The following is a 25,091-nucleotide window of genomic DNA, read 5'->3' as shown; positions in this document are numbered from 1 at the left end:
GGATCAGTACTGTCGAAACAGAGCTACGAGGCGGCCCTGAACACGGACACGGCCCGGTCCGAAGATCCGGGTCTCATAGGCCGGGTTGGCTGCCTCAAGCGCGATTGAGGCACCTTTCTTGCGCAGGCGCTTCAAGGTGGCTTCCTCGTCATCGACAAGAGCGACGACGATATCGCCGCTGTCGGCGCTGTCGGTCCGGCGGATAAGAACGGTGTCACCATCCAGGATGCCAGCTTCGATCATGGAATCGCCGCGCACTTCCAGTGCGTAATGTTCTCCGCGACCAATCAAGTCCTGCGGCACGGTGATGGAGTGGCTGTGTGTCTGAATGGCCTCGATCGGAACGCCGGCGGCAATTCGGCCCATGACAGGAACTTCCGTGACACCGATAACAGGTTCTGGCGCTGCTTTCGCCGGTTCCGGTTTGCCGAGTGATCCTTCGATGACTTCGGGCGAGAAGCTGCCCCTTGGCCGAGGAGTACCCAGGCCCGGTGCGATGGAATCCGGAAGGCGAACAACCTCCATGGCTCGAGCCCGGTTCGGCAAGCGCCGGATGAAGCCGCGTTCTTCGAGGGCGGTGATCAGGCGGTGAATACCGGACTTGGAGCGCAGATCGAGCGCATCCTTCATTTCGTCGAAAGACGGCGGCACACCGGTTTCTTTCAGTCTTTCGTGAATGAACATGAGCAGTTCGTACTGCTTGCGCGTCAGCATGAAGGCGTCCCCTGACCGAGAAAACATCTGGTACAAATCAAGAACATGGTACCTGTTCTCATTGTGTTCTGCAAGGGTAAATGTTCTCTTACTGTTCTTGGCGTCTTGCAGACCCCCGCGATCAATCGGTCACTGGTCTGGGTTCATCTTCGTGTGTTGAGCGGGCCCTTATCAGCAATTCGCAGGTGACAAGTGTGGGGGCGCCGCCTGCCGTGAGAATGCCTTCATGCAATTCGCAATCCAGGTCGATCGCCCGTATGGGCACGCAGAGCTCCTGATTTGCTGTTGCACCGGCGTTCGGAGAAAGCAGTATTTCGGAAATCAGACCTGTCATTGCGTCGGCATCGCGAAACGCCGCACCGGCAAGGCTGCCAAGACCGTGGACTTCGTAGGTCGAAGCATCCAAGAGAAGAGCAAGTTCGCGGATGCTGTTTGTCAGGTCGGCAAACGGAGCCAGCGTCGTGATGAGTGCGTTATTTTTGATGGGCCTGGAGTGGGGTTCGGTCTGATGTACACGAAACAGCGTGAATTCAGTCTCAGGGTCCAGCGAAGCCACAAACGCGGCGCCTTGCAGACCGTACCCCCTGATGGCGCCTGCCTGCGCTATCCGAAGCGTATGAGGCAGCAGGTGACCGAGATGCTCTCTGCCGCCCTCGTGCCAATAGGCGTGTATATGCGCGAACCAGTCACCGTCCTTCCTGCCAAGAATAGCGACCGCTGTTTCAAGAGTGGCACCCCTGGAGGAATGCGTGTCGCTGTACCAGGCCGCGTGGCGGTCATCGATCGCGCAGGCCGGCATTACGAAGTCGAACGCCCCAAGTGTCAGACCGGAAAGATCCAGCACGGCCGAAGTCAACTCATGCCGCTCTGCAAAGCGACCCAGCACGTCCAAAAGGGGGGCTTCAACCGTGAAGTCTATCTCCAGAGGTTCCGCCCGGCATCTGGCATAGGGCAACCGATTGACGGCGGGAGGGCCTGGATGCCGTATGTCGACAAGTGTCCTTGGCGGCGGCCGTCTCACAGCAAGCCCTGCTCGGTCAGATGCTCACGCACCAGTTTTTTCGTGATCTTGCCATAGGCGCTGGTCGGCATCGCCGGAATAAAGAGGTAGCGTGCCGGCAACTTGTAACGTGCGATCTTGCCGTTGAGATAGTCCGTCAAAGCCTGTGGGTCGGGGGACTTGCCCGGGGCCGCCACGCAAACGGCAAGTCCGACTTCGCCCCACTGCCTGTCGGGAATGCCGAGAATTGCGACCTCGGAGATATCCGGATGTGTAAGAAGGACTTCCTCGACTTCCTTCGGATAGACGTTGGAGCCACCCGAAATATACATGTCCGAGGCACGGCCGGTCAGGAACAGGTAGCGCTGTTCATCCATGTGGCCAATGTCGCCGGTCCGGAACCAGCCATTTCTGAATGATTTTTTGTTGGCGTCATCGTCATCCAGGTATCCCGCGCAGACGGCCGCACCGATAACGCAGACTTCACCTGTTTCGTTGGGCGGCAGGAGATTGCCGTCTTCGTCCTGGATCGAGACTTCGATGCCGGTACGTTCCGTGCCGCAGGTGCCACTGCGTGTCTGCGGACCGTCCTCCAGAAAATGATCCTGTGGCCGCAACACCGTGATGTTTCCGGTGACCTCGCCAAGTCCGTAGTATTGAACGAGAACGTGTCCCAGTTTCTGGAGCGCCAGTTTCTGGTCCTCACGGTACATGGGAGCCCCCGCATAGATGACGTGTCGAAGGCTGGAGTGATCGAATCGGTCGACCGCGGGATCTTCCACCAGGCGTTTGACGATTGTGGGGACGGTGAAAAGATTGCTGACCTTGTGTTTTTCGATCAGCTCGAAAGCGGTGGCTGGATTGAAGCCGCCTCGTGGCAGAAGCACATGCGCTGATCCGGCGACAAGCTGAGCGACCAGTTGAAGCCCTGCGCCGTGTGACAGCGGGGCTATCACCAGCGACGCATCCTGTTCCGTGGTTCCAGGCAATAGATCCGCCATGTAGTTGGCGCAGACGAAGCCGATTTGCCCGTGGCTGAGGACGACCGCCTTCGGGCGTCCTGTGGAGCCGGACGTGAAGAACAACCAGCAGGGGTCGTTGTAATCTACGCTCTCATTCGCAAAGGCTTGTCCCGTGTGGCGGGAGACGAGATCCTCGTAGCTGGTGCCAAAGTCGCTCGTACCGATCGTCACGCAGCCACTAAGCTGCGCTCTTGCGTTCTGCACAGCTTCGGCTTGAGCGCCGAAATTTGCGTCACACAGGAAAACCTTCGCCTTCGCTTTTTCCGCCGCATAGGCTGTCTCGCCGGGCGCTTGACGGAAATTGCAGGGGACCCAGACGGCCCCCAGACGAAAAGCCGCCAGCATGATCTCGATCATCTGAACCGAGTTTTCTGCCTGAACCAGAAGACTGTCACCCTTGGAAACGCCAAACTCCGACTTGAGGCCTGTCGCAAGAGCCGAGACACGCGAATCGATTTGCGACCATGTCCAGGTACAGCCGTCCTGGACAACTGCCGGCCGAGTTGGCCATCGTGCGGCGTTTCTGGACAGAAAATGTGCAAGATTGGACACGCGATTGGAACAGCGCTCCACCATCTGAGTTTGCCTCCCGGTTCCTAGTTTTTTCTGACGTTAGGTTGACCGCCACCTATTTGACAAGTTGCGATTGGCATTCAGGCCGTTCCGCTTTGAAGGCAAATCGTGCAAGGATGCCGCCGATCGATTTCGAAGGTTGTTAGAGGATTTCGAATGAGCGAGATGACGATTACTGATTGGGACGATGCCTATTCAAATGCAGCATATATTCCAGGCGCAGACGATTTTATTGTGCGCTGGGCGCAAGACGCCGAAGCCTTCCGGAAAAGCTGGGTCGAAAAGGATCTGGATGTCGTTTACGGGGAAGGGGATCGTCAACGGTTCGATGTTTTCCGGCCGGAGCGAAAATCCAAAGGGCTCGTTGTCTTTGTTCATGGGGGCTACTGGCTGAGATTCGACAAGAGTTCCTGGTCGCATTTCTCAAGCGGATGTCTGGCAAAAGGCTGGACAGTGTGCTTGCCATCCTATGAGCTGGCTCCAGATGCCAGGATCACAGACATCACACGGCAGATCAGTGTAGCGGTCACCAAGGCAGCGGCTCGTGTTGCCGGGCCGATCCGGCTCGCCGGACATTCCGCCGGAGGCCATCTTGTCACGCGGATGATATGTGAAGACACGCGCCTGTCAGAAGACGTTCTGGCTCGGATCGAACGGGTCGCATCCATTAGCGGTCTGCACGACCTTCGCCCGCTCAGAAATACCGTGATGAACAAGTCCCTCCAGTTGAGCGAAGAAGAGGCCGTTGCCGAGAGTGCGGCACTTATGAAGCCCGCAATTGACTGCCCGGTCGTCGCCTGGGTTGGAGGGGCGGAGCGTCCGGAGTTCCTCCGCCAGTCGAAACTCCTTGCCGATGCCTGGCCAACGGCAACCTATCGGGAAGATCCGGATCGGCATCATTTCGACGTCATCGACGGGCTGAAAAAACCGGATAGCGAGTTGATCGAAACCTTGCTGGCCTCTTGAACCAACCCACAGGGAGACGCTTATGCGTACTGAAAGCGACAGCATCGGTGAGATAGATGTACCGGAGGACAAATACTGGGGCGCGCAGACACAGCGTTCCCTCAAGTATTTTTCAATCGGCAGTGACTTGATGCCGATTGAGCTTGTCCACGCCTATGGCATCCTGAAAAAGGCAGCCGCCCTTTCAAACGAAGAGTTGGGCCTGTTGCCTGAAGATCTTGCGAGCCTGATTGTCCGGGCAGCGGACGAAGTGAGCGAAGGAAAACTGGACGACCATTTTCCTCTGCACGTCTGGATGACCGGTAGCGGCACCCAAACCAACATGAACGTGAATGAGGTGATCTCCAATCGCGCCATCGCGCTTGCAGGTGGCGTACTGGGTTCAAAGGATCCGGTTCACCCCAACGATCACGTGAACCTGTCTCAGTCGTCCAATGACAGCTTTCCCGCTGCCATGCATATGGCGGCCGCGCTCCAGGTGACGCACCGCCTGCTGCCTGGGGTTCAGACACTCCACAAAAGCCTTAAGGAGAAAGCCGATGCCTGGGACAGTATCATCAAGATCGGCAGAACCCACATGCAGGACGCTACGCCTCTGACACTTGGGCAGGAATTTTCCGGCTATGCCGAGATGCTGCGCCAGGACATGGAGCGTATCGGTTTCGTGCTCAACGACGTCTATGGACTGGCGCTGGGCGGAACCGCGGTGGGGACGGGGATCAACGCGCATCCCCGCTTTGCGGAGTTGTCAGCCAAAAAGATCGCCGAACTGACCGGTTTGCCGTTTTATACCGCCCCTAACAAATTCGCTGTCCAGGGCGCGCACGATGCGCTTGTCATGCTGAGCGGGGCCTTGAAGACGCTTGCTGTCTCCTTGTTCAAGATCTCAAACGACATTCGTCTTTTATCATGCGGACCCCGCTGCGGATTTTTCGAACTGATAATACCGTCCAATGAACCCGGGTCCTCGATCATGCCGGGCAAGGTCAATCCGACACAGTGCGAGGCACTTGCGATGATCGCGGCGCAGGTCATGGGCAATGACGTCGTGGTCGGGATCGGTGGTGCCAGCGGTTATCTCGAGATGAATGTCTACAAGCCGCTGATGATCAATGCGATTCTGCAATCGGTAAAGATCATGGGCGACGGCTGCACGAATTTCTCGCGTTTCCTGGTCGAAGGCATGGAGCCGAACGAAAAGCGCATCAAGGAGTTCCTCGATCAGTCCTTGATGCTGGTCACCGCGCTCAGTCCGCTTATCGGATACGACAAGGCCAGTCATGCCGCACATCATGCTTTTGAGCATGATCTGACCTTGAAACAGGCATGCCTTGACCTTGGCTTTGTCAGCGCGGAGGAATTCGACCGGGTTGTCGATCCCGCGAAAATGGTCCAGCCGTCGCTTTGACGAGCTCGGATGCTTCCTGATGTGGGTCTGCGCCGAGCGCTGGGCTGACCAGCCGCCGCCTAGAGAAGGCCGCGCTCTGCAAGATTGCGCATCAGGGAGCTTATGCCGAAAGTCCATTCGGGACATTCCGTCGAAAGCCGGACTGTGTTGCTCAAGCGGCCCAGGCCCGGGCTCTCGATCGTGACGACGTCACCCAGTTTGTGCGTAAAGCCCTCACCGGCGACATCCCTGTCCTGGGTAGGGGCAAAGAGCGTGCCGAGAAACAGCATGATCCCGTCGGGGTACTGGTGGTGCCGGCCTAGGGTCTGCCGAACAAGATCCTGAGGATCCCGGCTTATCTCCTTCATCGAAGACCGTCCCTCGAGAACGAATCCGTCCGCTCCCTCGACGGTCAGATCCAGCTCTGCCTGGCGTACGTCATCCAGCGAAAACGTGTCGTCGAACAGTCGAATCATGGGCCCGATGGCGCAGGATGCATTGTTGTCCTTGGCTTTGGACAGAAGCAGCGCCGAGCGGCCTTCGACGTCGCGCAGGTTGACATCGTTTCCAAGCGTCGCGCCGACAATCACTCCTTTGGAAGAGACTGTCAGAACCACTTCCGGCTCCGGGTTGTTCCAGCTCGACACGGGATGCAGACCGACGTCAGCACCGGGCCCGACCGAGGAAAGAACCTGAGCTTTGGAAAAGACTTCGGCATCCGGGCCGATGCCGACTTCCAGATACTGGCTCCACAGCCCTTCGGAAATCAGCGCCTGTTTTACCCTGGCAGCTTCCTCAGATCCGGCGCGCAGATTACGCAGGCTGTCGCCGATGGTGGCGCCCACCCGTGCTCGGATTGCTTCCGCCTTTTGAGGGTCACCCGCCGCTTTTTCCTCGATAACGCGTTCCACCATCGAATTGGCGAAGGTCACGCCACAGGCTTTCACCGCCTGCAGATCGCACGGTGCAAGAAAATGCAGATTGGCAGGATTATTGGCGGAAGCTGCAGCAATCGTGTCGAGTGAGCCGAGATCTTCACCTTCTGCCTTGGCAACGTAACTTGCCGGATCCTGCAATTCGCAGATGTCCCTCACTGTGGGGGCGGTCTTCGAGGTGATGTCGATGACGCGATTGCCGCGCAGTGTAACGACGGCAGGTCCGTTGGCGCCGGGCCGCCAGACACGGCCCAGATAAGTGCCGGAAGACATTTCGGTTTCTGAATAAAAGCTCATGGCGTTTCCTGATTGGCCTTGGGGTGTGGCCCATTGTTGGTTTTCCCTAATCTGCTGGGAAAATTCTCACTTGTCCAACAAATGTGGAAACGCGGGTTTATGCACTCTCAAACCGGTGCTTCCGGCGCCAGGATCATTCCTGAAGCGTAGATGCAACCAGTTTGTCTGCCATCGCCTTGTTCAGCACCAGCATGTCTCTCATGCGCCCACGTGCCAGTTCGGCATCGCCTGAATCGATGGCTTCAGCCACGCCTACATGATTGCGGCGGGCGACTTTTTCTTCCGGAGGCGTTCGCTGTGACGCCGCGTAGGAAAACAGCATGACTGCGTAAATCAAGTTCTGGAGCTGGGATAGCATCTGATTGCCACTGGCCTGAAGGATCGTGGCATGGAACATGTAGTCGGCGCCAATCATGCTGGATTGACCGTCCAGCGGGTGAATGGCCCGCGCGGCTGCCAGAATGGTGTCGCGTTGACTACGGCTTGCATTGACGGCGGCGAGTGCGGCCGCTTCCGGCTCGAATATCAATCTGAGATCTGTTGCTTCGGCATAAATTCTTGCCGTTTGCGGACTTTTCGGGTCATGCCAGCGAATGACGTCCGGATCTAGAAGATTCCAGTCGTCAAACGGGCAGACGCGGGAGCCGTACCTGCGGGCAGTTCGTATCAATCCCTTGCCGCACAAAACCTTGATCGCTTCCCGAACAACCGTCCGTGAAACCCCGAGACTGTCAACGAGTTCATCCTCGCGCGGAAGAACCGCGCCGGTAGGATAATCACCATGCGCGATCTTTTTACCGAGATGTTCGACTGTATCCTTGACTGCCCCGGTTGGCAGAGATGTGAGGACTTTGTCCGGTAGTTCGAAGAAATTTCGTTTCTTATTATCCATTCAACAGACTCGGGCAGTCGGGTCTCGCACACTGATCGTGTTCGGCGAGACCGGCGTTGCGTCCTGAGCATGTTTTACAAGCCAATTTTTTAAAATACTAGAATTAATAACCTTGAACTACGTTTTGAAAAGCTGATCTGTCGATTCTGTAGTCGGTCTGTGTCGCTGTCGTTTAAATAATTGACCAATCGGCAAGGAAATGGAGCCGATATTTTCAAATTTGTAGGACAATTACTGAGGATCTATCCATCGAGGGCGTATAGTCTTTGCGCAAGTTTCCTCACTCCAGTGTTGCGGAAGTGGCGTATACTTGCCGGTGGCACCAGATAAACGACCCCTGCTGACAGACCGTCTCGCCAGCGGAGCTGAACTTCGGCGACAGTTTTCGGGACCGCGTCGAATACATAGAACTCCTCTGGCAAGTCGGTAACCTCGTTCAGAACGAGGCGGATGCCACCGTCAGAGATGTCCCGGATCGTGCAATCGCAAATAAATTCATTATCCAGGCTCGCGAGTTTCGCCGGACGCAATCTTGTGCGTTGACGCGGGTGCAGGCGGCGCTGAATGGCAGCGGCAATGGAGTCCCGTTTTGCGGTGAGAAACGAAAACATGTCACAACCTCAGTTGTTGGGTCTTGATGGGGCAAGCGGTTCCATTGGCCTTAGAGGCTCTGGTCTGCTGGAACCGGGAAGTGCAGGGCGGTAGCTGGGATCTCCCAGTGTTGAGGGCCGGTGCGTGACGGGAGACTGAGCGTTTCGGCACAGGCGATAGGCAAGGTCGTAAAGGCCTCGCCAGCCGGCAGGTGTGCTGCCGAGGTTGTCCAGAACCGCCAAAGCACCACCGGTCAAAGCGCCTCTGCGGGCACCGCCCGGGCCTCGCCAGGCACCGCCAGCAACGGCACCTTCCATTGCTCCATCGACGATCGGCAGGTCTGACTGATCGGGGTTGATATGTGCATCTGCATACGCTTTTGCATAGGCGTCGCAGTCCGTGAACTGGGCCAATGCCGGTGGTGAATGGCAGACAGCGGAGAGCATAAACGCGGCCGGAAAAACTCCGTTTCGCACATGTAAGACGCGAGACGAAAGAGCCGCGCATCGCGCAATTGGGCGGGTTGAATGTCCGTCTGCTTTCTGTGCGCAGGTCTGCGGCAACAGCCGTTTCATACGCTTCTCCCAGATAGGGGGTTCAGAACGGGCAGGGGCGCCCGCGCAATCAATGTATGCACACTGAAGATTGCGCGAACCTTATGCCGCAAAGGTTCTGGAGGGCTCTCTGTCGGCCTGACTGATGAACACGTTCGGCCGAACAGTTTCGGGCAAGCTTGGCTGACTATCCCTTGGGGCAACCTGAGCCGATAGGAGGTCTTCCATGGAACCCGTGTTCCTGACCAAACTCGTTTCGAACAGCAATGACTGGCTTTCCGTCCGCCAGGCGACCATTGCCGAGAACATTGCCAACGCCAATACGCCGGGCTTCCGGTCCAAGGACCTGGAGCCGTTCACCACGGTGATCAGCAGAACCCAGCTCGCCATGACGGCAACCCATGACGGCCATCTGGGCCAGACGATGGAAGCCGCGCGCAAGTCCGATGTCGAAAAGGCAGACAGCTGGACCGTTACCCATTCCGGAAACTCCGTCAGCCTGGAACAGGAACTCATGAAGGCAGGAGAGGTCGCGCGCGATCATTCGTTGAACGCCAGTATCGCGAAGTCTTTCCATCGCATGTACCTGTCCGCAGTGAAATCCTAAAGGAAAACAATCATGTCCGATCCGCTTTCCGCAACCTTGCAGATTTCTGGCGCCGGCCTGAGGGCGCAGTCGGAACGCTTGAGAGTTGTGTCCGAAAACCTCGCCAACGCCCGCTCGACCGGGGAAGCTGCCGGGGACGACCCTTACCGTCGCAAGACCATCACTTTCGAAAGCGAGTTCAGCCGTGCCGTTCAGGCCAACCTGGTGTCCGTGAAGGGCATCGGCGAGGACAAGGCCGAGTTTGCGGTGGAATATGACCCCGGACATCCGGCGGCGGACGAGAACGGCTACGTGAAGATGCCGAACGTCAACACGCTGCTTGAGCTGGCCGACATGCGCGAAACCAACCGTTCTTACGAAGCCAATCTGAAAGTCATGACGCAGGCCCGCGAAATGGTCATGCGCAACATCGACCTGTTGAGGAACTGATCATGATCAATGAAATCTCCGCACTAACCTCGTCGACCGACGGCGTCCTGAAGGCTGCCTCCACCACGAGGTACACGGCGAGCACGCCAGATCTGGGCGGCACCGGCTCTGTGGGAGAAATCAGTTTCTCCGACGCGATGGCGAAAGTTTCGACGGATGCGATCGACAAGATCAAGCAGGGTGAAGCGGCGTCCATTGCAGGTGTCGACGGCCAGGCTTCAGTTCAGCAGGTGGTCGAGGCGGTCATGGCTGCAGAATCCACCCTCCAGACCGCGATTGCCATCCGCGACAAGGTCGTGAGCGCCTATCAGGAAATCAGCCGCATGTCGATCTGATCGAGCCGTAGGTCTTGATAAGCGATTGTAATTACCAGGAGAAAATCCATGAAAGCCCTTGCTATCGCCGCGACTGGCATGAGCGCGCAGCAGATGAATGTCGAAGTTGTCGCCAACAACATCGCCAATATGAATACGACGTCCTTCAAACGATCCCAGGCGGAATTCTCCGACCTTCTGTATCAGGCCGAGCGTCTGCAAGGGGTGCCAAACCGGGGCGGTGAGGATCCCGTGCCGGAGGGCGCGCAGCTTGGTCTCGGCGTTCGTACTGCCGGCATCCGCAAGCTTCATGCGCAAGGCTCGCTGACCAACACCGGTAACCAGTTCGATGTCGCGCTTGACGGCCGGGGTTGGTTCGAAATCACCGGGCCGGACGACGAAACGCTGTTTACCCGGGCGGGCTCTTTCAACAAGAACGCTGACGGCAGACTGGTGACTATCGATGGTTACCCGGTTGAACCTGCAATCATCGTTCCGCAGGAAACCATCGAGGTGGTTGTCAACGAATCCGGCCAGGTTTTCGCCAAGGTTGACGGCGAAATGGCACCGCGCGAACTGGGCCAGTTGACGCTTTCCAACTTCGCCAATGATGTCGGTCTGGAACCTGTTGGCGGTAACCTGTTCCGCGAAACGGAAGCCTCAGGCTCACCCGTTTCCGGTGTTGCCGGCGATCCGGGGTTCGGCGTTATCCGTCAGGGTTACCTTGAAAGCTCGAACGTCGATCCCGTGAAGGAAATCACGGCCCTGATCAGCGCCCAGCGCGGGTATGAAATGAACTCCAAGGTCATGAAGGCCGCTGACGAGATGGCAGGTACTGTCACCAACGGTATTCGCTAACAGGAGTTGATGCGATGTTGATCCGATCCTTGTTCCTGGCGCTGGTCCTGGTTTTCAGCACTGCGGCAGCTCGTGCTGCCGGCGGCATAGATCTGCCGGTGCCGCGCCAGACAATTCAGGCTGGAACTGAAATCTCACATCAGGATCTGATCGAACGATCGTTTCCGACCCGGACAGCGCAGCAATTCGCTGTTTCAACCAACAGGGGCCAACTGGTTGGAATGGTTGCACGGCGCACGTTGCTGCCGGGACAGCCTGTGCCGATCAGCTCTGTCGAAAAGCCGGTCCTTGTTCGTCGTGGTGAACCGGCGCGGCTGGTCTTCCGGGAACAGGGCCTGATGATCATCATGCAGGTGGAAGCGCTTCAAAACGGCGGAGCCGGCAATTTCGTGCGCGTGCGCAATGTCGACAGCGGTCTGGTGGTTTCCGGACGGGTTCAAGAAGACGGCACCATACGTGTGGAGAACTGAATTTATGATCCGGGTACTCGTTTTTGTTCTGGCTGCACTGTTGGCCTTGCCGGTGTCGGCAATGTCCATGGTCCGGATCAAGGACATCGCCAGTCTGCAAGGGGTGCGCGACAACCAGCTCGTCGGCTACGGCCTCGTCATCGGTCTGAAGGGGTCTGGCGACACGTTGCGGAATTCCCCATTCACGGAACAGTCGCTGCAATCGATGCTCGACAGCCTGGGGGTAAACGTGCGCGATGCGCGGCTGAGGACGCGGAACGTTGCGGCCGTGGTCGTAACCGCCGAAATGCCATCCTTTATTGGCCAGGGATCGACGATCGATGTGAGTGTGTCTTCGCTCGGCGATGCCACGTCGCTTGCTGGCGGGACACTTATCGCCACCCCTTTGCTGGGAGCGGATGGGCAGATTTATGCGGTTGCGCAGGGCCCGGTCGCAGTGTCCGGTTTTGCTGAACTGGGCCAGGCGGAGAGTCTGACACAGGGCATTCCGACCGTTGGACGGGTTCCAAATGGTGGTCTCATCGAAAGAGATTTGCCGGCTAAGTTTTCGCAAATTCCCAATCTGGTGCTCGAGCTTTCAAACCCGGATTTCCGGACGGCGGTGCGCATTGCCGACGCGATCAATCAGTTCACCAGGGAACGATACGGGATCAAGGTGGCCAAGGAACGGGACTACCGGACGGTCGTGCTCACGCCGCCGCAGAACATCAGCGTTACACGGTTTATTGCCGAAATCGAAGCCATTCGGGTGACGCCCGATCAGACAGCGAAAGTCGTTATCGATGAGCGGACCGGAACTGTGGTTATCGGCAAGGATGTGCAGATTTCGACCGTGGCCATTACACATGGCAATCTGACGGTCCGAATTTCGGAAGCGCCCGAGGTTTCGCAGCCGTCTCCGTTCTCGCAGAACGGTCAGACTGTCGTCGTCCCGAGAACCTATGTCGATGCGCAGGAAAGCGGTGGCCAGCTTGCCGTTGTTGGTGGAACGGATCTGCCAACGCTGGTGCGCGGTCTCAACCGGATCGGTCTGCGTCCAACCGGCATCATAGCGATCCTCCAGGCGATCAAGACGGCCGGGGCGCTGCAGGCGGAACTCGTGGTGCAATAACTCAGGGCCGGTTCTGTCCGGAAAAGGGAGCCGTTCCCGTCTTCTGAAATCGTGATGATCCCAATCCGTCTCCTCCGGGAGTGCAATTCCAAAAACGCCGCTTTTCGAAGCGGCGTTTTTCTTGCGACAGCCTCACGCAAGCTCGATCTCCGATTGTGCGTCCAAAGAGGTTCTGCAAAGGGAAGGCCTTATGCCACGACATTTGGACCGCGGCCGCACATTCACGCTTCTGGTGGTTGCGGCAGTTTCGATCACACTCGGTGGCCCGGCCGTTGCCCAGGCGCCGCGCCAGAAGCCGCAAGCGCGTGAAAGCGCACTTGCGCCCGTACCGCCACAGGACAGCGAACTCTATTGCAAGAACATCGCCGAAGCGGCCTCGGATGCGCGCATCAAGTGGCAGACCTGGAAGCTGATCAGCCTCGAGGCGAGCCTGCGGGACAGAATTGAGGAGCTGCAGCGCAAGGAACGCGAATTCGAAAAATGGGTCGAGCGGCGGGAAGACCTGCTCAATGAAGTCGAGGATCAGGTTGTGTCCATCATTGGACGCATGCGCCCGGAGGCCGCTGCGGCACAGCTTCAGACAACCGATGAGGAAGCCGCTGTTGGCGTTCTTCTGAAACTGAAAGCCCGCGTTGCCAGCAGCATTCTCGATGAGATGGAGCCTTCCCGCGCTGCCCAGCTAACCCAGTCGATGATGGGGCTGACCCATCCCGAAATACAACGGAGTTTCTGATGCGCGCTATTATGTTCTCCTTCGGAGCTGCGATGCTGACCGGTTGTGCCGGACAGTTGGAAGATGTTGGTCGCGCACCGGAGATGACACCGGTCGGGTATGGTCTTGCCGTTCAGCAGCCCGCCGCTTATCCGCTCAGCACTTTCGGACAGGGCACCGTCAAGGACTACAACTCCTTGTGGGCCAGTGGCCGCGACAACTTCTTTGCAGATCCACGGGCGAAGAAAGTCGGTGATGTGCTGACAGTCACCATCCAGATCAACGACCGCGCCAACATGGACAACAAGTCGGATCGCCGGCGCACTTCCGATATCGGCTGGGGCGGCACGATGGACTACGACTGGGACGGCATCGGCCATGGCGGAAGTGGCAATCTGGGTGTCGACTCCGGCTCAGGCTCTGCAGGCTCCGGTTCCATCGACCGGTCGGAGGAAATTCAGCTTTCCGTTGCTGCTGTGGTCACGGATCGTCTGCCGAACGGCAACCTCGTGATCTCCGGATCTCAGGAAATGCGTGTGAACTTCGAAATGCGCATTCTGCAGATCGCCGGCATTGTACGTCCCCGCGACATTCAGGCCAACAACACCATTCCTTACGACAAGATTGCCGAAGCGCGGGTCTCCTATGGCGGCCGCGGCAGGATCACCGAGGTTCAGCAACCGGCCTGGGGGCAGCAGATCTACGACATCGTGACGCCCTTCTGAGCCCTTCCTGAAAATATCGGAAAGACCGAAATGCCAAATATCATCGAAGTTCCCTTTGAAGGTGCGCAGGAGCAACAGCGAAGCTCCGGCTTCGTCGCGGCAATGGTGTTGCTGACACTGATTGGCGGCGGTGCTGGAGCGGGTCTTGCGAAATATGTCGCAGACTACACCGAAGAGGAAGTTCACGGGCGGCTCCGCCAGCAGCAGAGCTTCACCGACACGCTGCCGTTTTCTCCTTCGACGCGTCTGCAAAGGCTCGAGCCGCTGGTGACAAACCTGGCATCGCCGCAAGATGCATGGATCCGGGTGCAGGCTTCAATTCTCCTCGAAGACGACCCGGATGGCGATGCTGGTGTTCTCAAGAAAAAGGTCGAGGACGATTTTCTCGGCTATATGCGCACGCTTACCCTGTCTCATCTGGAAGGCGGGATCGGTTTGCAGCATCTTCGAGAAGATCTTACCGAGCGCGCCCAGACCCGCACCAGAGGTCAGGTGAGTGAGGTCATTCTGGAATCGGTGGTCATTCAATGAGCCGTCTTCTTGTTGCTGGCCTCGTACTGGTCGCGATGACGGGGGCTGCTGCTGCCCAGGTGCCGGATCTGTCAGCATTGCTGCCTGCCGGAGAGGGTAGTGCCAGCGGCCGTATCATCCAGATGATTGCGCTGCTGACGGTGCTCTCTCTGGCGCCGGGCATCCTCATCATGGTGACGAGCTTCACCCGCTTCGTGATTGCTTTCTCGTTCCTGAGGTCCGGTATCGGCCTTCAGACCACTCCGGGCAATTTGATCCTCATTTCGCTGGCACTTTTCATGACGTTCTACGTCATGGCGCCGACTTTCGACAAAGCCTGGGAGCAGGGTGTTCAGCCGCTCATGAACAACGAGATTTCCGAGGAAGAGGCCTATGTGCGGATCACGACTCCATTCCGGGATTTCATGCTGAGCCAGGTACGCGAAGAAGATCTTGTTCTTTTCGATGACCTTGCTGCCGGCCGGGTGACGGATAACGAGGCTGCCTCGGCGGAAGAAGTCGATTTGCGCGTCTTGATCCCGGCTTTCATGATTTCCGAATTGCGACGGGGTTTCGAAATCGGCTTTTTGATCGCGTTGCCTTTTCTCGTGATCGATATGATCGTTGCAACGATCACCATGTCCATGGGCATGATGATGCTGCCGCCAACGGTCATATCATTGCCTTTCAAGGCCTTGTTCTTCGTGTTGATCGATGGATGGAACCTTCTGGTCGGCAGTCTTGTGCGATCATTCCTGTAACCGACGGGGCGTCGGGGCGCAAAAGGGCGGGGCCGGCAGGCTCCGCCTTTTTTGCTTTCTACGATATGATCGTGAGCGATTAGATTTTTTGTCGTGGAGTTGGGTCCCGCCGAAATACCAAAAAGATCAAATTGCCCGCATCGACGTAAGCTTCGCGCAAGATTGAGCCGCTAGGGTCGTTTTCACAGCAGGTTGAACCTCAATCCTACCCACGGTTCAAAAGCATGACGCTGCTCCTGCTGTGCCGGTGAAAACCCGGCATGTCCCAATCCAATCCAGTAACACACTGACACATTGAAGGGACATATCATGTCTAGCTTGATGACGAACGCTTCCGCAATGACCGCTCTGCAGACTCTGCGGAACACCAGCGCCAACCTGGCAGAGACGCAAAACCGCATCTCTACCGGTTATCGCGTTGCCGGCGCGGAAGACAACGCTGCCTATTGGTCCATCGCAACCACCATGCGTTCCGACAACATGGCTCTCAGCGCCGTTGAAGACTCTCTGGGTCTGGGTGCTGCGACCGTCGACGTCATGTACACTGCTATGGACAGCACTGTTGATGTCATGAACGAGATCAAATCCAAGCTTGTTGCCGCCCGTACTCCGGGTGTTGACCGCGGCAAGATCCAGTCCGACATCAACGAACTGCAGAACCAGCTTAAGTCAACTGCCGAATCCGCTGTCTTCAACGGTGAAAACTGGCTGTCTTCCGACGTCTCCACGGTGACGTCGAAGGAAATCGTCAGCTCCTTCACCCGCGTCGGTGGTGCGGTTTCCGTTCTGACGACCACGGTCGATATCACCGCTACCCAGCTCTATGACACCACTGGTGGTGGTTCCGGTATCCTTGATCGTGCTCTGACGAACGGTAACGTTGTCGATACCATCGACATTTCCGGCCTGACGGATGCCGCAGCCGACCTGACCACTCTGGAAGGCATGATCTCGGACGTCGACGAAGCTCTCGGCCTCATCACAGACTCCGCAACCCTGCTCGGTTCCACCAAGAAGCGCGTTGACCTGCAGAAGGACTTCGTGTCCGCACTGATCGACTCGATCGACCGTGGTGTCGGCCAGCTCGTGGATGCTGACATGAACAAGGAATCGACCCGCCTCCAGGCTCTGCAGACACAGCAGCAGCTCGGTATCCAGGCGCTGTCGATCGCCAACCAGGGTTCGCAGAACATTCTGTCCCTGTTCCGTTAATCCATCCAGTTATCTGGCCGGATTACCAGGCAAGAGGACCGCGCCCTTCGGGGCGCGGTTTTTTTTCGCCCGGATCTTCCGTCCGCAGCCCCGGGTAACAGGCTCGCGCAAGGTCCAGTTCCGATAGTGGGTCAAACAGAACGTTACGTGCATGAAGGGGTTATGCATGCCGGGCCGTGAACACGCCGAAAAACTATGGGCAAACCTGATGGAACTGGGAGTGCGCAGACTTGTCGCGCTCGCCTTGATCGGGCTCGCTACAATCGCGACCGTCGGCGCGGGAGCATATTATCTGAGCCGGCCGGAACAGACCGTCCTTTACACGGGTCTCGATGGTGAAGATGTCACTCGCATCGGCTCCGCGTTGCGGGATGCCGGTATTCCTTTCGACATCAATTCGGAAGGCACTGCCGTTATGGTCAGTCATGCGCAGACTGCGAAAGCGCGCATGCTTCTTGCTGAAAAAGGCCTGCCTCGAGGCGCAAACTCTGGCTACGAGCTCTTTGACGAGCTGGGGTCTCTCGGGCTGACCTCCTTCATGCAGGAAGTGACTCGGGTGCGTGCGCTGGAAGGCGAACTTGCCCGCACCATTCAGCTCATGAAGGGTATTCGTGCTGCCCGCGTTCATATCGTGCTGCCGGAAAAAGGATCATTCCGACGCGACCAGCAGCCGCCGTCTGCCTCTGTCGTCATCCGGTCCGACGTTCCAGATGACGTACGAACCGCCGATGCCATCCGTCATCTGGTTGCGGCCGGGGTTCCAGGCATGCAGGCCGACAAGGTCACGGTGCTCGACACGTCAGGTGGCATTCTGGCGGCCGGAAAGGACCCGACAAAGGCTTCTGCAGGCCAGCTCGCCAGCCTTGAAACGGCCGTTAGCAACCGGATCCAGGAAAATATCCGAAAGACCCTGACGCCCTATCTCGGCCTCGACAATTTCCAGGTCAGTGTCGCGGCGGAGCTCAACACCGACCGCAAGACGATTGCCGAGACGATTTTCGATCCGGACTCGCGGACCGAACGATCCATCCGGACCATTCGCGAAAACGAGAACGCGCAGAACTCCAGCGTATCGGCACCGACAACGGTGGAGCAGAACCTTCCCGAAGAGGACGTGTCTGCGGACAACGGCGAGCGTTCCAGCGAAGAAAATGAGCGCCGTGAGGAAACCGTCAACTACGAGATCTCCTCAAAGCGCATCGAGACGTCGCAGGACGGGTATCGGGTCGACCGGCTGTCCATCGCGGTTCTGGTCGACAAATCCCGCCTTGCTCAGTCTCTCGGAGGTGAGCCGACCCAGGCTCAGATGCAGGAACAACTCACCGAGATCGAAGCGCTGGTCGCCTCTTCCGCAGGTATCGAGAAGGAGCGCGGGGACCTGGTAAAGGTCGCGGTCGTTGACTTTGTAGACGGCGGCCGGGCGATGGAGCCAATCCCGCCGATCAGCATCACCGAATATCTGATGCGCCAGTCCGGCAACATCATCAATGCGCTTGCGATCCTGACTGTATCGATGCTGGTGATCTGGTTCGGTCTGCGGCCTGCCGTTGCTGCCCTGGTGCCGCAAATAGCCAAGCCACAGGTTGAAATGGCCGAACTCGGCATGACGCCCGAAACGGCGGAAGGAACTGTGGAGGCCGTCGATGGAGAACAGACCTTCCTGATGCCGCCGGATCATTCCGACATGCTGCAAGACCTCAACAGCAGGCGCAACAAATCCGCGCTTCGGAAGCTGGAATCCTTGCTGGAATTCAATGAGGAACAGTCCGCCGCGATCCTGCGCCAGTGGCTTTATGAATCGGAGCGCATCTAATGCCCACGTCAATCGCTTCCCATATTCCCGTCCTGTCAGCATCCAGATTCAAATCCTTTGCGGCGTTCGATCCCGCGCTCGTGGATGTTCTGGAACCTTGCGAGGAAACTGCGCCCGAGCCGAGCCTGGAAGAAAAGCTTCAGGCCGAATACGAGCGCGGCCTGGCCGAAGGTAGCAACAGCACGATGGCCCATTTCCAGGCTTTGCTGGAACAGGAACGCGAAGAACACGCAAAACGCCTCAACGAAGAGCGGGACCGCTTCGACATGCGGGAAGCGGCCAACGTCAGTGCTTCGATCGAAGGCTTTCTCAATGTGATGGAACAGCGGATTTCCTATTCGCTGGCCAAGCTGCTGCAACCTTTCCTGACCGAGAAGATCGTCGATCAGCTTGTGGAGGCCTTTGCCGGCAATCTTCGGCAACTGACCGAGGAAACAGAGGGCAAGATGATTAGGCTGCGCGGGTCGGAGACGCTGGTCAGCCGTGTGCTGGAACAGTTGCCCACCTTGCGAGACCGGATCGATGTGCAGCACGCAGACCAGGTCGAGCTGGTGGCTCTGCTGGATGAGACGACCATCGAGACTCGGCTCGGACAATGGCTGGGCCAGCTTGATGCTTTGAAAGGGGAGGCAGACTGATGTTGGACGGCGTCCCGAATGAAATCGTAATTGTCCGGCGCAAGAACAGCTGGGAAGACGATCAAACGCCACATGGCGTCTGGAAAATCGCTTATGCCGATTTCATGACCGCTTTGATGGCCTTCTTTCTGGTCATGTGGCTGATCAACGTGACCGACGACAGCGTACGCCGCGGCGTGGCGCAGTATTTCAACCCGGTCAAGCTTGCCTCCACGGCCCCCAATCGTAAGGGGCTGAATGATCCAGAGATCAACGGCGAAACCAACGAGGCAGGCACCAAACTGTTTACGGGCAAATTGGGCGGCTCGGATGCGCCGGTCGATCAGGACGAGAATTTCGGCGATGGCCTGGATGAAGGGCATAAGCTGGAGGAAGTGATCGAGACGCCGGAAATGGGCGGTGCGCCGGCTTCGGGGCAGTTTACCCAGACCCATTCGGAATCGATCCTGTTCACGGATCCCTATGCTGTTCTCGACACCCTTTCGCAGAAAATTCGTGTCGCTGATGTGCGTGAAGATAATCCCAAAGGTATCGGTACCGGGCTTCAGAAAAATGAAGGTGTTCAGGGTGGTCAGGCCTATCGGGATCCTTTCGATCCGATGTTCTGGCAATTCCGTCCAGGCCGCGGTGTGGCAAGTGCCGAAGCCGCGCCTGACGTGAGCCTGCCGGGCGATGGTACCGCGCCGTCCTCTCATGCGATGGCGGGCGACTTCGCCTATGCCGCTCCATTTGACGAAGGCACGCAATCGGAGACCGGCATTGCACAGCAGAACGGAAACGCTGCTCCTGGCAAAGGGGCGAAGAAAGGCGACTACATGGCGGAAAAAGCCGGAACGACGTCATTTGAATTTGTCGGCACCGGCACTCTTCCCGACAACGGAGAAACGACGGATCCAGTTGTCGCCCACGTTCTCGGCAAATCACTGGAGCAGTCTTCTGGCGAGGTTGTCTTCGAAAGTGAGACTGAAACGGTCGTTGGAACCGGAGCCGGTGAAGGCGAGGGCACTTACGAAGAAGATTTCACAGAAAGCAGCGCTGAGGTGCTGGTCGCCCGCCTTTCGGAAGTCCTCGCTCAAACTGAGGGGACCGTCCTTGAGGAAACCGCCAGCCAGATTACGGTGACGAGAGAAGGCGAGGGCGCCTTGATCAGCCTCACCGACGACCAGAACTTCGGTATGTTTGCCATCGGTTCCGCTGAGCCGCGGCCGGAACTGGTCAAATTGCTTGAGCGGATTGGAAAGATCGTTGCAGACACACCGGGTCAGATCGTCATCAAGGGCCACACGGATGCGCGCCCGTTCCGGAGCAAGACCTATGACAATTGGCGCTTGTCGTCTGCCCGCGCTCACATGGCTCTCTACATGCTCTCGCGTGGTGGTGTCGGCAAGGACAGGTTCAACCGGGTTGAAGGATATGCCGACAAAGACCTGAAAGTTCCGTCCGATCCTTTTGCTGCCTCCAATCGCCGGATCGAGATCTACCTTCTGGAAGGGGCTCGGTAATGCGTCGCCTTTTTCTCAAGAAGACTTCTTTTTCGGGTCTGCTGATTGCCTTGGTGGCTGCGGTCGCCTCCGTGTCGGCAGGCTGGGCGCAGCAGGTCGGCAAAGAGACTTCGGTTCCGCAACCTTATGAAATGATCCGGTCGCTCCAGTCGCTGCAGGAACAGATCTCCCAGGGCAACACCCATGCGCTGCAGGCGCAGAGGGCCTTGCTGACAAAGATGGATGCCCATTTTGTGGTGCTGCAGGCCGAGGTCTGGCAGGAACCGCGCAATGCTCGTGCTGCCGTTGTCCATCTTCTGAGCGGCGGGCACCCGGACGTGATGCGGTACCTTTTGTCTCTCGATCCGGCGCCTGCAGTCGACCGCAAGCTCATGGAAGCTTCGCTCGCATATGTCGAGGGGCGTGAGGAGGAAATGCAAGTCCTTCTCGCGGATATCGATCCGCTGGAATTGCCGGCCAGCCTTGGTGGCCATGTCGCGCTGGTAAAGGCGGCGCCCTACATCCGGACGGACCCGGAAAAGGCGATGGAATTGCTTCAGGTCGCCAGTCTGTTGATGCCTGGAACCCTCGTCGAGGAAGCGGCTCTTCGCCGGGAAGTGTTCCTTGCCGGCATGACAGCCAATGTTGACCGGTTTCGCGTACTCAGCATCCGGTATCTGCGCCGGTTCAGGGCGTCAGTATATTCGGGTGACTTCCGCAGACGGTTCGCGCTTTCACTGGACACGCTCGGTTTCGTCAAAAGCGAGGACAAATTCGCGCTTCTGGATGATGTCCTGCACGAATTCGATGCCGACAGCAGGCGCGGTCTTTATCTGCGCTTGGCCAGGTCCGCCCTGTTGGCCGGTCATCTGAATGTCGCGCGAAAGGCAACGGGAGAAGCGTTGACCCTGACCGTCGAAGGCACCAAGGAAAACGAAATCCTGAAGATCTATCTCGCTGCAACGCGCCTCGATCCGGAATTCATCACCGCCAACCGCGATCTCCTGTGGTCCATCGACAAGTCGATCCTGACGGCGCAGGACCTGGCGATGCTCGATGGCGTCTACGTCGTGCTCAACTCGGTCCGGCATTTTCCGGAGCCGCCGCCGAATGTGATCGGCGAATTCAACGTGGCAAGCAACATGGACGCTCCGGAAGACCAGAGCTGGATCACCGCGGACATGGAACTTGCGGATGTTCTGTTGCGCCGGACGGGAAAATCCCTCGCTCAATTGGGAGAACAGGATGAGCGTTAACACTCAGGCATTCGTTCCAACTGCGCCGAAGGCTGGCAAGTCCGCGGACGCGGGAACGGGCGAGCGCGGACACACCTCTTCCAAGGATGCCGCGGCCGCGTTTCAAGCCGTGATGCAGAACATGAAAAAAGGCGATGCCGCAGAGGAGCCGTCTGGAAAACCAGCGTCTGAAACTGCTGACCAGGTGGATGGAACTGCCGGCGATGCCAACGGCAAGACCGGGGCAGGCAAAGAGCAGACACCAGGTCCGGTGGCGTTTTCGACCAGTAACCTGGTCGACGCTCTGCGTCAGGCGTCTCAGAATGCTCTGTCGCGCAAGGCGAAGGACGGCGAAGGCTTCGATGGAGTGTCTGAGGGCCAAACGGATCCGAAGGCTGAAACCATGTTGCAGAGCGCATCCGCACATGTGGGCCTGTCATTGAATGCAGTTCTTGCCGGCAAGACCGGAAAGGTTTCTTCGGCGCAGGCACAGACACAACCCGTAGCGGCTCGGATGCCTGCGGTCTTGCAAGGGCAGGCTAACGGATTGCCGGCAGGTGATCCCGATGGACCGGCTCAGACCGGCACATCTTCGCTGTTCGCGCAGTTCGGGGTGGAACCTGAAGCAATTTCCGAAGGTGAGGGGCGCGGGGTGATTGGCCGGTCCATGTTGCCGGAGGAAGCCGCCGGTACCGTCAAGGTTCTGCGTCAGGAAACCCACTTTGCACCAAATATGCGCCTCTCTCCTGCTCAGCAGGTTGGCGACCAGATCACCACAGCAGTGAAGGACATGGCGTCCAGGCCCGTATCTCCTGACGGTGGCATATCTGCCAAGGCGGAAGGACCGGTGCTGAAAACACTGGATATCCAGCTTACACCGCATGAGCTGGGCACCGTGAAAGTGTCCCTCAGGATGGTCGGTGATACGGTGGAAGTGTCGCTTGTAACCAGCAGGGCACAAACAGCCGAACTCCTGAAGCACGACAGGCAAATGCTTGATCAGATGCTGAGAGCAACGGGGTTCAAGGCTGATGCCATCACGATCCAGGCCAGCGACGACCGGATCCAGGTTCAGGCGGGAGGCAACGCTTCCGGCCCGCAGGCGCAGAACCAGAATGGTGCTGCCGGTGGCAATCCGTTTGACGGCCAACCGCAGAGTTCCGGCAATGGTGCCGGACAGCAGAACGGGCGTCCGGGACAAAACTCCAGAGAAGACGCGTATCAGGCTTCCGAAACTACAAGAGGAACAGGTCATGAGGAAGGTTCTGACGTCAGCCTTTCTGACGGCATCTATCTTTAGTGCGCTCGCCGTTAGTCTGCCAGCGGCTGCCGAGACACAGAACGTTTGCGAACGCGAGATGATCGCTGCCGCGCGAAAATACAACGTTCCGCTCGGCGTGCTTTACGCGGTCGGCCTGACGGAAACCGGGCGGCGTAATTCGCTGTATCCCTATGCCCTCAATATCGAGGGAAAGTCGGTGTTTCCGCCAAGTCGGCAAGCCGCGAAACAGGACGTGATGGATGCCAGGTTGCATGGCAAGAAACTGATCGACATCGGCTGCATGCAGATAAACCATCATTATCATGGTGACCAGTTCCGCTCCGTGGACCAGATGCTGGAACCGCGTGCGAATGTGCAATATGCCGCAAGATTCCTGAAGAACCTGAAGCAGCGCCAGGGGTCCTGGACGATGGCCGTTGCCCGCTATCATGCAGGTCCGAACAATGATCCTGCACAAAAGCGGTATGTCTGTACCGTGATCCGCAACATGGTTGCTTCCGGTTTCGGCAATTGGACAAAGAAGTCCAAGCAATTCTGCGACGCTTGAACTTTTAAAAGCATCGGACGTCCCCGTCCGGTGCTCTCACGTTGCTTGAAAGTTAAAATTTTAGATAACTAAGTATATGAATGGAAAGAATAATTATTTTCCAACAACAGCCTCGCGCAAGTTAGGTCGGTTTGACTGTCTCCAGTTGATTTGGACACAGGAGACCTGCCATGGGCCTTTTCGGAGTTATGCGATCCGGCGTTTCCGGCATGAATGCGCAGTCGAGCAAGCTTGGCACAGTTGCCGAGAACATTATGAACTCGAGTACAACAGGGTATAAGCGGGCCAAGTCGGAATTTTCGTCACTGGTGGTTTCACAAGGGGCCGGCTCGTTCAACTCGGGCGGCGTTGAGGCCCACACCCAATATGAGATCACCAAGAAGGGCAATCTCAGCTTTACGACGTCAAAGCTCGACCTCGCGATAGATGGCAATGGCTTTTTCGTTGTCGGTAACGAGGCAGGTGAAAGCTTCCTGACCCGCGCCGGTCATTTCGTTCCTGACGGAGACGGATACCTCCTGAACACGGCCGGTTATTATCTCCAGGGTTATCCGATCACGGGCAACACCGCGCCGACTACCGTTGCCAATGGTCTTGGCGGCCTGGAACGGATCAACATCACTCAGAACCAGCTTGAGGCCACGCCCACCAGTGAAGCCTTCCTGCGTGTGAACGTGAGCGAAGATGCGGCGATTGTTCCGGCTGCTGATCTGCCATCAGCCAACGCGGCAACCGCGAGCTATTCCCACAAGACGTCGATGATCGTTTACGACAACCTCGGCAACGAGGTGAAACTGGATGTCTACTATTCCAAGGTTACGGAAACGGGGACGGATAGCGACTGGGAAGTCACGATTTACAACGCGGCAGATGCAGCGCCCGGTGGCGGATTTCCCTATACCGCACCTGCGTTGAACACCCAGACGCTGACCTTCGACGTCACCACCGGCAATCTTACCGGCGCCAGCGCGACCTCGATCAATATTGCCGTTCCCAACGGCGGTACCTTCGATCTGGATCTCGATCAGTCGACCTACCTGAATGCCGACTTCACCGTCACCAATGTTGATGCGGACGGGAACGCACCAAGCGCGGTGAAGAACGTCGAATTTGCCGACGATGGCACCCTGTTTGCGGTCTACGCCAACGGTGACCGCCGGGCGATCTACAAGATCCCGCTGGCGAACGTGCCAAGCCCGGACCGGCTCTCCAACAGGTCCGGCAACGTCTACAGCACGTCCTTCGATTCCGGTGATGTGCGGGTCGGCTTTGCGGGCGAGGGGGGCATGGGCGCCATCAAGGTTGGCGGACTTGAAGACTCCAACGTCGATCTCGGCAACGAGCTGACCTCAATGATCGAATCCCAGCGCACCTATACGGCCAACTCTCAGGTGTTCAAGGCCGGTTCCGACCTGCTCGAGCAGCTCGTGAATCTGGTCCGCTAACGCGGCTTCC

Annotated in this window: 27 protein-coding genes; 20 read left to right on the top strand and 7 right to left on the bottom strand. The window is 57.8% G+C overall.

Annotated elements, in window-relative coordinates:
• Positions 1-3: 3 nt before the first annotated feature.
• The 3 genes from lexA to SIAM614_RS11520 all read right to left on the bottom strand — a co-directional run bounded on the left by lexA (position 4) and on the right by SIAM614_RS11520 (position 3,312).
• Positions 4-714, bottom strand: a complete 711-nt coding sequence (gene lexA / locus SIAM614_RS11530; RefSeq protein WP_006934673.1) for a transcriptional repressor LexA — start codon at positions 712-714, stop codon at positions 4-6.
• Positions 715-835: 121 nt separating this feature from the next.
• Complete coding sequence (locus SIAM614_RS11525; protein WP_229597964.1) at positions 836-1,600, bottom strand: hypothetical protein; 765 nt, start codon at positions 1,598-1,600, stop codon at positions 836-838.
• Positions 1,601-1,731: 131 nt separating this feature from the next.
• On the bottom strand, positions 1,732-3,312 hold the full coding sequence (locus tag SIAM614_RS11520) for an acyl-CoA synthetase (RefSeq protein WP_006934671.1): 1,581 nt from the start codon (positions 3,310-3,312) through the stop codon (positions 1,732-1,734).
• A 153-nt stretch (positions 3,313-3,465) separates the two neighbouring features.
• On the opposite strand from SIAM614_RS11520, the gene SIAM614_RS11515 reads away from it, so the two are divergent.
• Together SIAM614_RS11515 and fumC are read left to right on the top strand one after the other, a co-directional pair.
• Positions 3,466-4,275, top strand: a complete 810-nt coding sequence (locus tag SIAM614_RS11515) for an alpha/beta hydrolase (protein WP_006934670.1) — start codon at positions 3,466-3,468, stop codon at positions 4,273-4,275.
• Between the two features lie 22 nt (positions 4,276-4,297).
• The gene (gene fumC / locus SIAM614_RS11510) at positions 4,298-5,683 is read left to right on the top strand and encodes a class II fumarate hydratase (RefSeq protein WP_006934669.1); all 1,386 of its coding nucleotides are present in this window, start codon (positions 4,298-4,300) and stop codon (positions 5,681-5,683) included.
• Between the two features lie 59 nt (positions 5,684-5,742).
• On the opposite strand, the gene SIAM614_RS11505 is transcribed toward fumC, so the two are convergent.
• The 4 genes from SIAM614_RS11505 to SIAM614_RS31975 all read right to left on the bottom strand — a co-directional run bounded on the left by SIAM614_RS11505 (position 5,743) and on the right by SIAM614_RS31975 (position 8,823).
• Positions 5,743-6,894: a fumarylacetoacetate hydrolase family protein gene (locus SIAM614_RS11505; protein ID WP_006934668.1), complete on the bottom strand. Its 1,152-nt coding sequence runs from the start codon at positions 6,892-6,894 to the stop codon at positions 5,743-5,745.
• Positions 6,895-7,027: 133 nt separating this feature from the next.
• On the bottom strand, positions 7,028-7,786 hold the full coding sequence (locus SIAM614_RS11500) for a FadR/GntR family transcriptional regulator (RefSeq protein ID WP_006934666.1): 759 nt from the start codon (positions 7,784-7,786) through the stop codon (positions 7,028-7,030).
• Between the two features lie 242 nt (positions 7,787-8,028).
• Positions 8,029-8,397, bottom strand: coding sequence for a PilZ domain-containing protein (locus tag SIAM614_RS11495; protein WP_006934664.1), 369 nt, complete (start codon positions 8,395-8,397; stop codon positions 8,029-8,031).
• A gap of 9 nt (positions 8,398-8,406) precedes the next feature.
• Positions 8,407-8,823, bottom strand: coding sequence for a hypothetical protein (locus SIAM614_RS31975; protein ID WP_157139803.1), 417 nt, complete (start codon positions 8,821-8,823; stop codon positions 8,407-8,409).
• A 334-nt stretch (positions 8,824-9,157) separates the two neighbouring features.
• Here SIAM614_RS31975 and flgB point away from each other — a divergent pair, with 334 nt between their 5' ends.
• The 18 genes from flgB to SIAM614_RS11405 all read left to right on the top strand — a co-directional run bounded on the left by flgB (position 9,158) and on the right by SIAM614_RS11405 (position 25,081).
• Complete coding sequence (gene flgB / locus SIAM614_RS11490) at positions 9,158-9,538, top strand: flagellar basal body rod protein FlgB (protein WP_006934660.1); 381 nt, start codon at positions 9,158-9,160, stop codon at positions 9,536-9,538.
• Between the two features lie 12 nt (positions 9,539-9,550).
• Positions 9,551-9,967, top strand: coding sequence for a flagellar basal body rod protein FlgC (gene flgC, locus SIAM614_RS11485; protein WP_006934658.1), 417 nt, complete (start codon positions 9,551-9,553; stop codon positions 9,965-9,967).
• Positions 9,968-9,969: 2 nt separating this feature from the next.
• Positions 9,970-10,302, top strand: a complete 333-nt coding sequence (locus tag SIAM614_RS11480; protein WP_006934656.1) for a flagellar hook-basal body complex protein FliE — start codon at positions 9,970-9,972, stop codon at positions 10,300-10,302.
• A 48-nt stretch (positions 10,303-10,350) separates the two neighbouring features.
• Entirely contained in the window at positions 10,351-11,139 is a 789-nt protein-coding gene (flgG, locus tag SIAM614_RS11475; protein WP_006934654.1) for a flagellar basal-body rod protein FlgG, read from the top strand.
• 14 nt (positions 11,140-11,153) lie between these two features.
• On the top strand, positions 11,154-11,609 hold the full coding sequence (flgA, locus tag SIAM614_RS11470) for a flagellar basal body P-ring formation chaperone FlgA (RefSeq protein WP_006934652.1): 456 nt from the start codon (positions 11,154-11,156) through the stop codon (positions 11,607-11,609).
• Between the two features lie 4 nt (positions 11,610-11,613).
• On the top strand, positions 11,614-12,720 hold the full coding sequence (gene flgI, locus SIAM614_RS11465; protein ID WP_006934650.1) for a flagellar basal body P-ring protein FlgI: 1,107 nt from the start codon (positions 11,614-11,616) through the stop codon (positions 12,718-12,720).
• 190 nt (positions 12,721-12,910) lie between these two features.
• Positions 12,911-13,453, top strand: a complete 543-nt coding sequence (locus SIAM614_RS11460) for a MotE family protein (RefSeq protein WP_050789368.1) — start codon at positions 12,911-12,913, stop codon at positions 13,451-13,453.
• Positions 13,453-14,157: a flagellar basal body L-ring protein FlgH gene (gene flgH, locus SIAM614_RS11455; RefSeq protein WP_040439910.1), complete on the top strand. Its 705-nt coding sequence runs from the start codon at positions 13,453-13,455 to the stop codon at positions 14,155-14,157. The genes SIAM614_RS11460 and flgH overlap by 1 nt, the downstream gene beginning before the upstream one ends.
• 30 nt (positions 14,158-14,187) lie before the next feature.
• Positions 14,188-14,688 (top strand): flagellar basal body-associated FliL family protein, encoded by a 501-nt coding sequence (locus tag SIAM614_RS11450; RefSeq protein ID WP_006934634.1) that lies wholly within the window; start codon positions 14,188-14,190, stop codon positions 14,686-14,688.
• A complete protein-coding gene (fliP, locus tag SIAM614_RS11445) occupies positions 14,685-15,428 on the top strand; it encodes a flagellar type III secretion system pore protein FliP (protein ID WP_006934633.1) in 744 nt (247 codons plus the stop codon). The genes SIAM614_RS11450 and fliP overlap by 4 nt, the downstream gene beginning before the upstream one ends.
• A gap of 309 nt (positions 15,429-15,737) precedes the next feature.
• Positions 15,738-16,640: a flagellin N-terminal helical domain-containing protein gene (locus SIAM614_RS11440; protein WP_040439908.1), complete on the top strand. Its 903-nt coding sequence runs from the start codon at positions 15,738-15,740 to the stop codon at positions 16,638-16,640.
• Positions 16,641-16,806: 166 nt separating this feature from the next.
• Entirely contained in the window at positions 16,807-18,453 is a 1,647-nt protein-coding gene (fliF, locus tag SIAM614_RS11435) for a flagellar basal-body MS-ring/collar protein FliF (protein ID WP_006934631.1), read from the top strand.
• Positions 18,453-19,091, top strand: coding sequence for a hypothetical protein (locus SIAM614_RS11430; protein ID WP_006934630.1), 639 nt, complete (start codon positions 18,453-18,455; stop codon positions 19,089-19,091). The genes fliF and SIAM614_RS11430 overlap by 1 nt, the downstream gene beginning before the upstream one ends.
• Positions 19,091-20,593 (top strand): MotB family protein, encoded by a 1,503-nt coding sequence (locus SIAM614_RS11425; RefSeq protein ID WP_006934629.1) that lies wholly within the window; start codon positions 19,091-19,093, stop codon positions 20,591-20,593. Before SIAM614_RS11430 ends, SIAM614_RS11425 begins: the two co-directional genes overlap by 1 nt.
• A complete protein-coding gene (locus SIAM614_RS11420) occupies positions 20,593-21,828 on the top strand; it encodes a hypothetical protein (RefSeq protein ID WP_006934628.1) in 1,236 nt (411 codons plus the stop codon). Before SIAM614_RS11425 ends, SIAM614_RS11420 begins: the two co-directional genes overlap by 1 nt.
• The gene (gene fliK, locus SIAM614_RS11415) at positions 21,818-23,107 is read left to right on the top strand and encodes a flagellar hook-length control protein FliK (protein WP_006934627.1); all 1,290 of its coding nucleotides are present in this window, start codon (positions 21,818-21,820) and stop codon (positions 23,105-23,107) included. Before SIAM614_RS11420 ends, fliK begins: the two co-directional genes overlap by 11 nt.
• Complete coding sequence (locus SIAM614_RS11410) at positions 23,061-23,636, top strand: transglycosylase SLT domain-containing protein (protein WP_081455229.1); 576 nt, start codon at positions 23,061-23,063, stop codon at positions 23,634-23,636. The genes fliK and SIAM614_RS11410 overlap by 47 nt, the downstream gene beginning before the upstream one ends.
• Before the next feature lie 170 nt (positions 23,637-23,806).
• Entirely contained in the window at positions 23,807-25,081 is a 1,275-nt protein-coding gene (locus tag SIAM614_RS11405; protein WP_006934625.1) for a flagellar hook protein FlgE, read from the top strand.
• Positions 25,082-25,091: the final 10 nt, after the last annotated feature.

Origin of the sequence: Roseibium aggregatum IAM 12614 (genome assembly GCF_000168975.1) — a bacterium.
GTDB lineage: Bacteria > Pseudomonadota > Alphaproteobacteria > Rhizobiales > Stappiaceae > Roseibium > Roseibium aggregatum.
This window is presented reverse-complemented; position numbering and strand designations above follow the sequence as displayed.

Bases quoted from the DNA above. Each gene is read 5' to 3' on its own strand.
- lexA (WP_006934673.1), bottom strand. From the start codon at position 714: ATGCTGACGCGCAAGCAGTACGAACTGCTCATGTTCATTCACGAAAGA.
- SIAM614_RS11520 (WP_006934671.1), bottom strand. From the start codon at position 3,312: ATGGTGGAGCGCTGTTCCAATCGCGTGTCCAATCTTGCACATTTTCTG.
- SIAM614_RS11515 (WP_006934670.1), top strand. From the start codon at position 3,466: ATGAGCGAGATGACGATTACTGATTGGGACGATGCCTATTCAAATGCA.
- fumC (WP_006934669.1), top strand. From the start codon at position 4,298: ATGCGTACTGAAAGCGACAGCATCGGTGAGATAGATGTACCGGAGGAC.
- SIAM614_RS11505 (WP_006934668.1), bottom strand. From the start codon at position 6,894: ATGAGCTTTTATTCAGAAACCGAAATGTCTTCCGGCACTTATCTGGGC.
- SIAM614_RS11500 (WP_006934666.1), bottom strand. From the start codon at position 7,786: ATGGATAATAAGAAACGAAATTTCTTCGAACTACCGGACAAAGTCCTC.
- SIAM614_RS11495 (WP_006934664.1), bottom strand. From the start codon at position 8,397: ATGTTTTCGTTTCTCACCGCAAAACGGGACTCCATTGCCGCTGCCATT.
- SIAM614_RS31975 (WP_157139803.1), bottom strand. From the start codon at position 8,823: ATGCTCTCCGCTGTCTGCCATTCACCACCGGCATTGGCCCAGTTCACG.
- flgB (WP_006934660.1), top strand. From the start codon at position 9,158: ATGGAACCCGTGTTCCTGACCAAACTCGTTTCGAACAGCAATGACTGG.
- flgC (WP_006934658.1), top strand. From the start codon at position 9,551: ATGTCCGATCCGCTTTCCGCAACCTTGCAGATTTCTGGCGCCGGCCTG.
- SIAM614_RS11480 (WP_006934656.1), top strand. From the start codon at position 9,970: ATGATCAATGAAATCTCCGCACTAACCTCGTCGACCGACGGCGTCCTG.
- flgG (WP_006934654.1), top strand. From the start codon at position 10,351: ATGAAAGCCCTTGCTATCGCCGCGACTGGCATGAGCGCGCAGCAGATG.
- flgA (WP_006934652.1), top strand. From the start codon at position 11,154: ATGTTGATCCGATCCTTGTTCCTGGCGCTGGTCCTGGTTTTCAGCACT.
- flgI (WP_006934650.1), top strand. From the start codon at position 11,614: ATGATCCGGGTACTCGTTTTTGTTCTGGCTGCACTGTTGGCCTTGCCG.
- SIAM614_RS11460 (WP_050789368.1), top strand. From the start codon at position 12,911: ATGCCACGACATTTGGACCGCGGCCGCACATTCACGCTTCTGGTGGTT.
- flgH (WP_040439910.1), top strand. From the start codon at position 13,453: ATGCGCGCTATTATGTTCTCCTTCGGAGCTGCGATGCTGACCGGTTGT.
- SIAM614_RS11450 (WP_006934634.1), top strand. From the start codon at position 14,188: ATGCCAAATATCATCGAAGTTCCCTTTGAAGGTGCGCAGGAGCAACAG.
- fliP (WP_006934633.1), top strand. From the start codon at position 14,685: ATGAGCCGTCTTCTTGTTGCTGGCCTCGTACTGGTCGCGATGACGGGG.
- SIAM614_RS11440 (WP_040439908.1), top strand. From the start codon at position 15,738: ATGTCTAGCTTGATGACGAACGCTTCCGCAATGACCGCTCTGCAGACT.
- fliF (WP_006934631.1), top strand. From the start codon at position 16,807: ATGCCGGGCCGTGAACACGCCGAAAAACTATGGGCAAACCTGATGGAA.
- SIAM614_RS11430 (WP_006934630.1), top strand. From the start codon at position 18,453: ATGCCCACGTCAATCGCTTCCCATATTCCCGTCCTGTCAGCATCCAGA.
- SIAM614_RS11425 (WP_006934629.1), top strand. From the start codon at position 19,091: ATGTTGGACGGCGTCCCGAATGAAATCGTAATTGTCCGGCGCAAGAAC.
- SIAM614_RS11420 (WP_006934628.1), top strand. From the start codon at position 20,593: ATGCGTCGCCTTTTTCTCAAGAAGACTTCTTTTTCGGGTCTGCTGATT.
- fliK (WP_006934627.1), top strand. From the start codon at position 21,818: ATGAGCGTTAACACTCAGGCATTCGTTCCAACTGCGCCGAAGGCTGGC.
- SIAM614_RS11410 (WP_081455229.1), top strand. From the start codon at position 23,061: ATGAGGAAGGTTCTGACGTCAGCCTTTCTGACGGCATCTATCTTTAGT.
- SIAM614_RS11405 (WP_006934625.1), top strand. From the start codon at position 23,807: ATGGGCCTTTTCGGAGTTATGCGATCCGGCGTTTCCGGCATGAATGCG.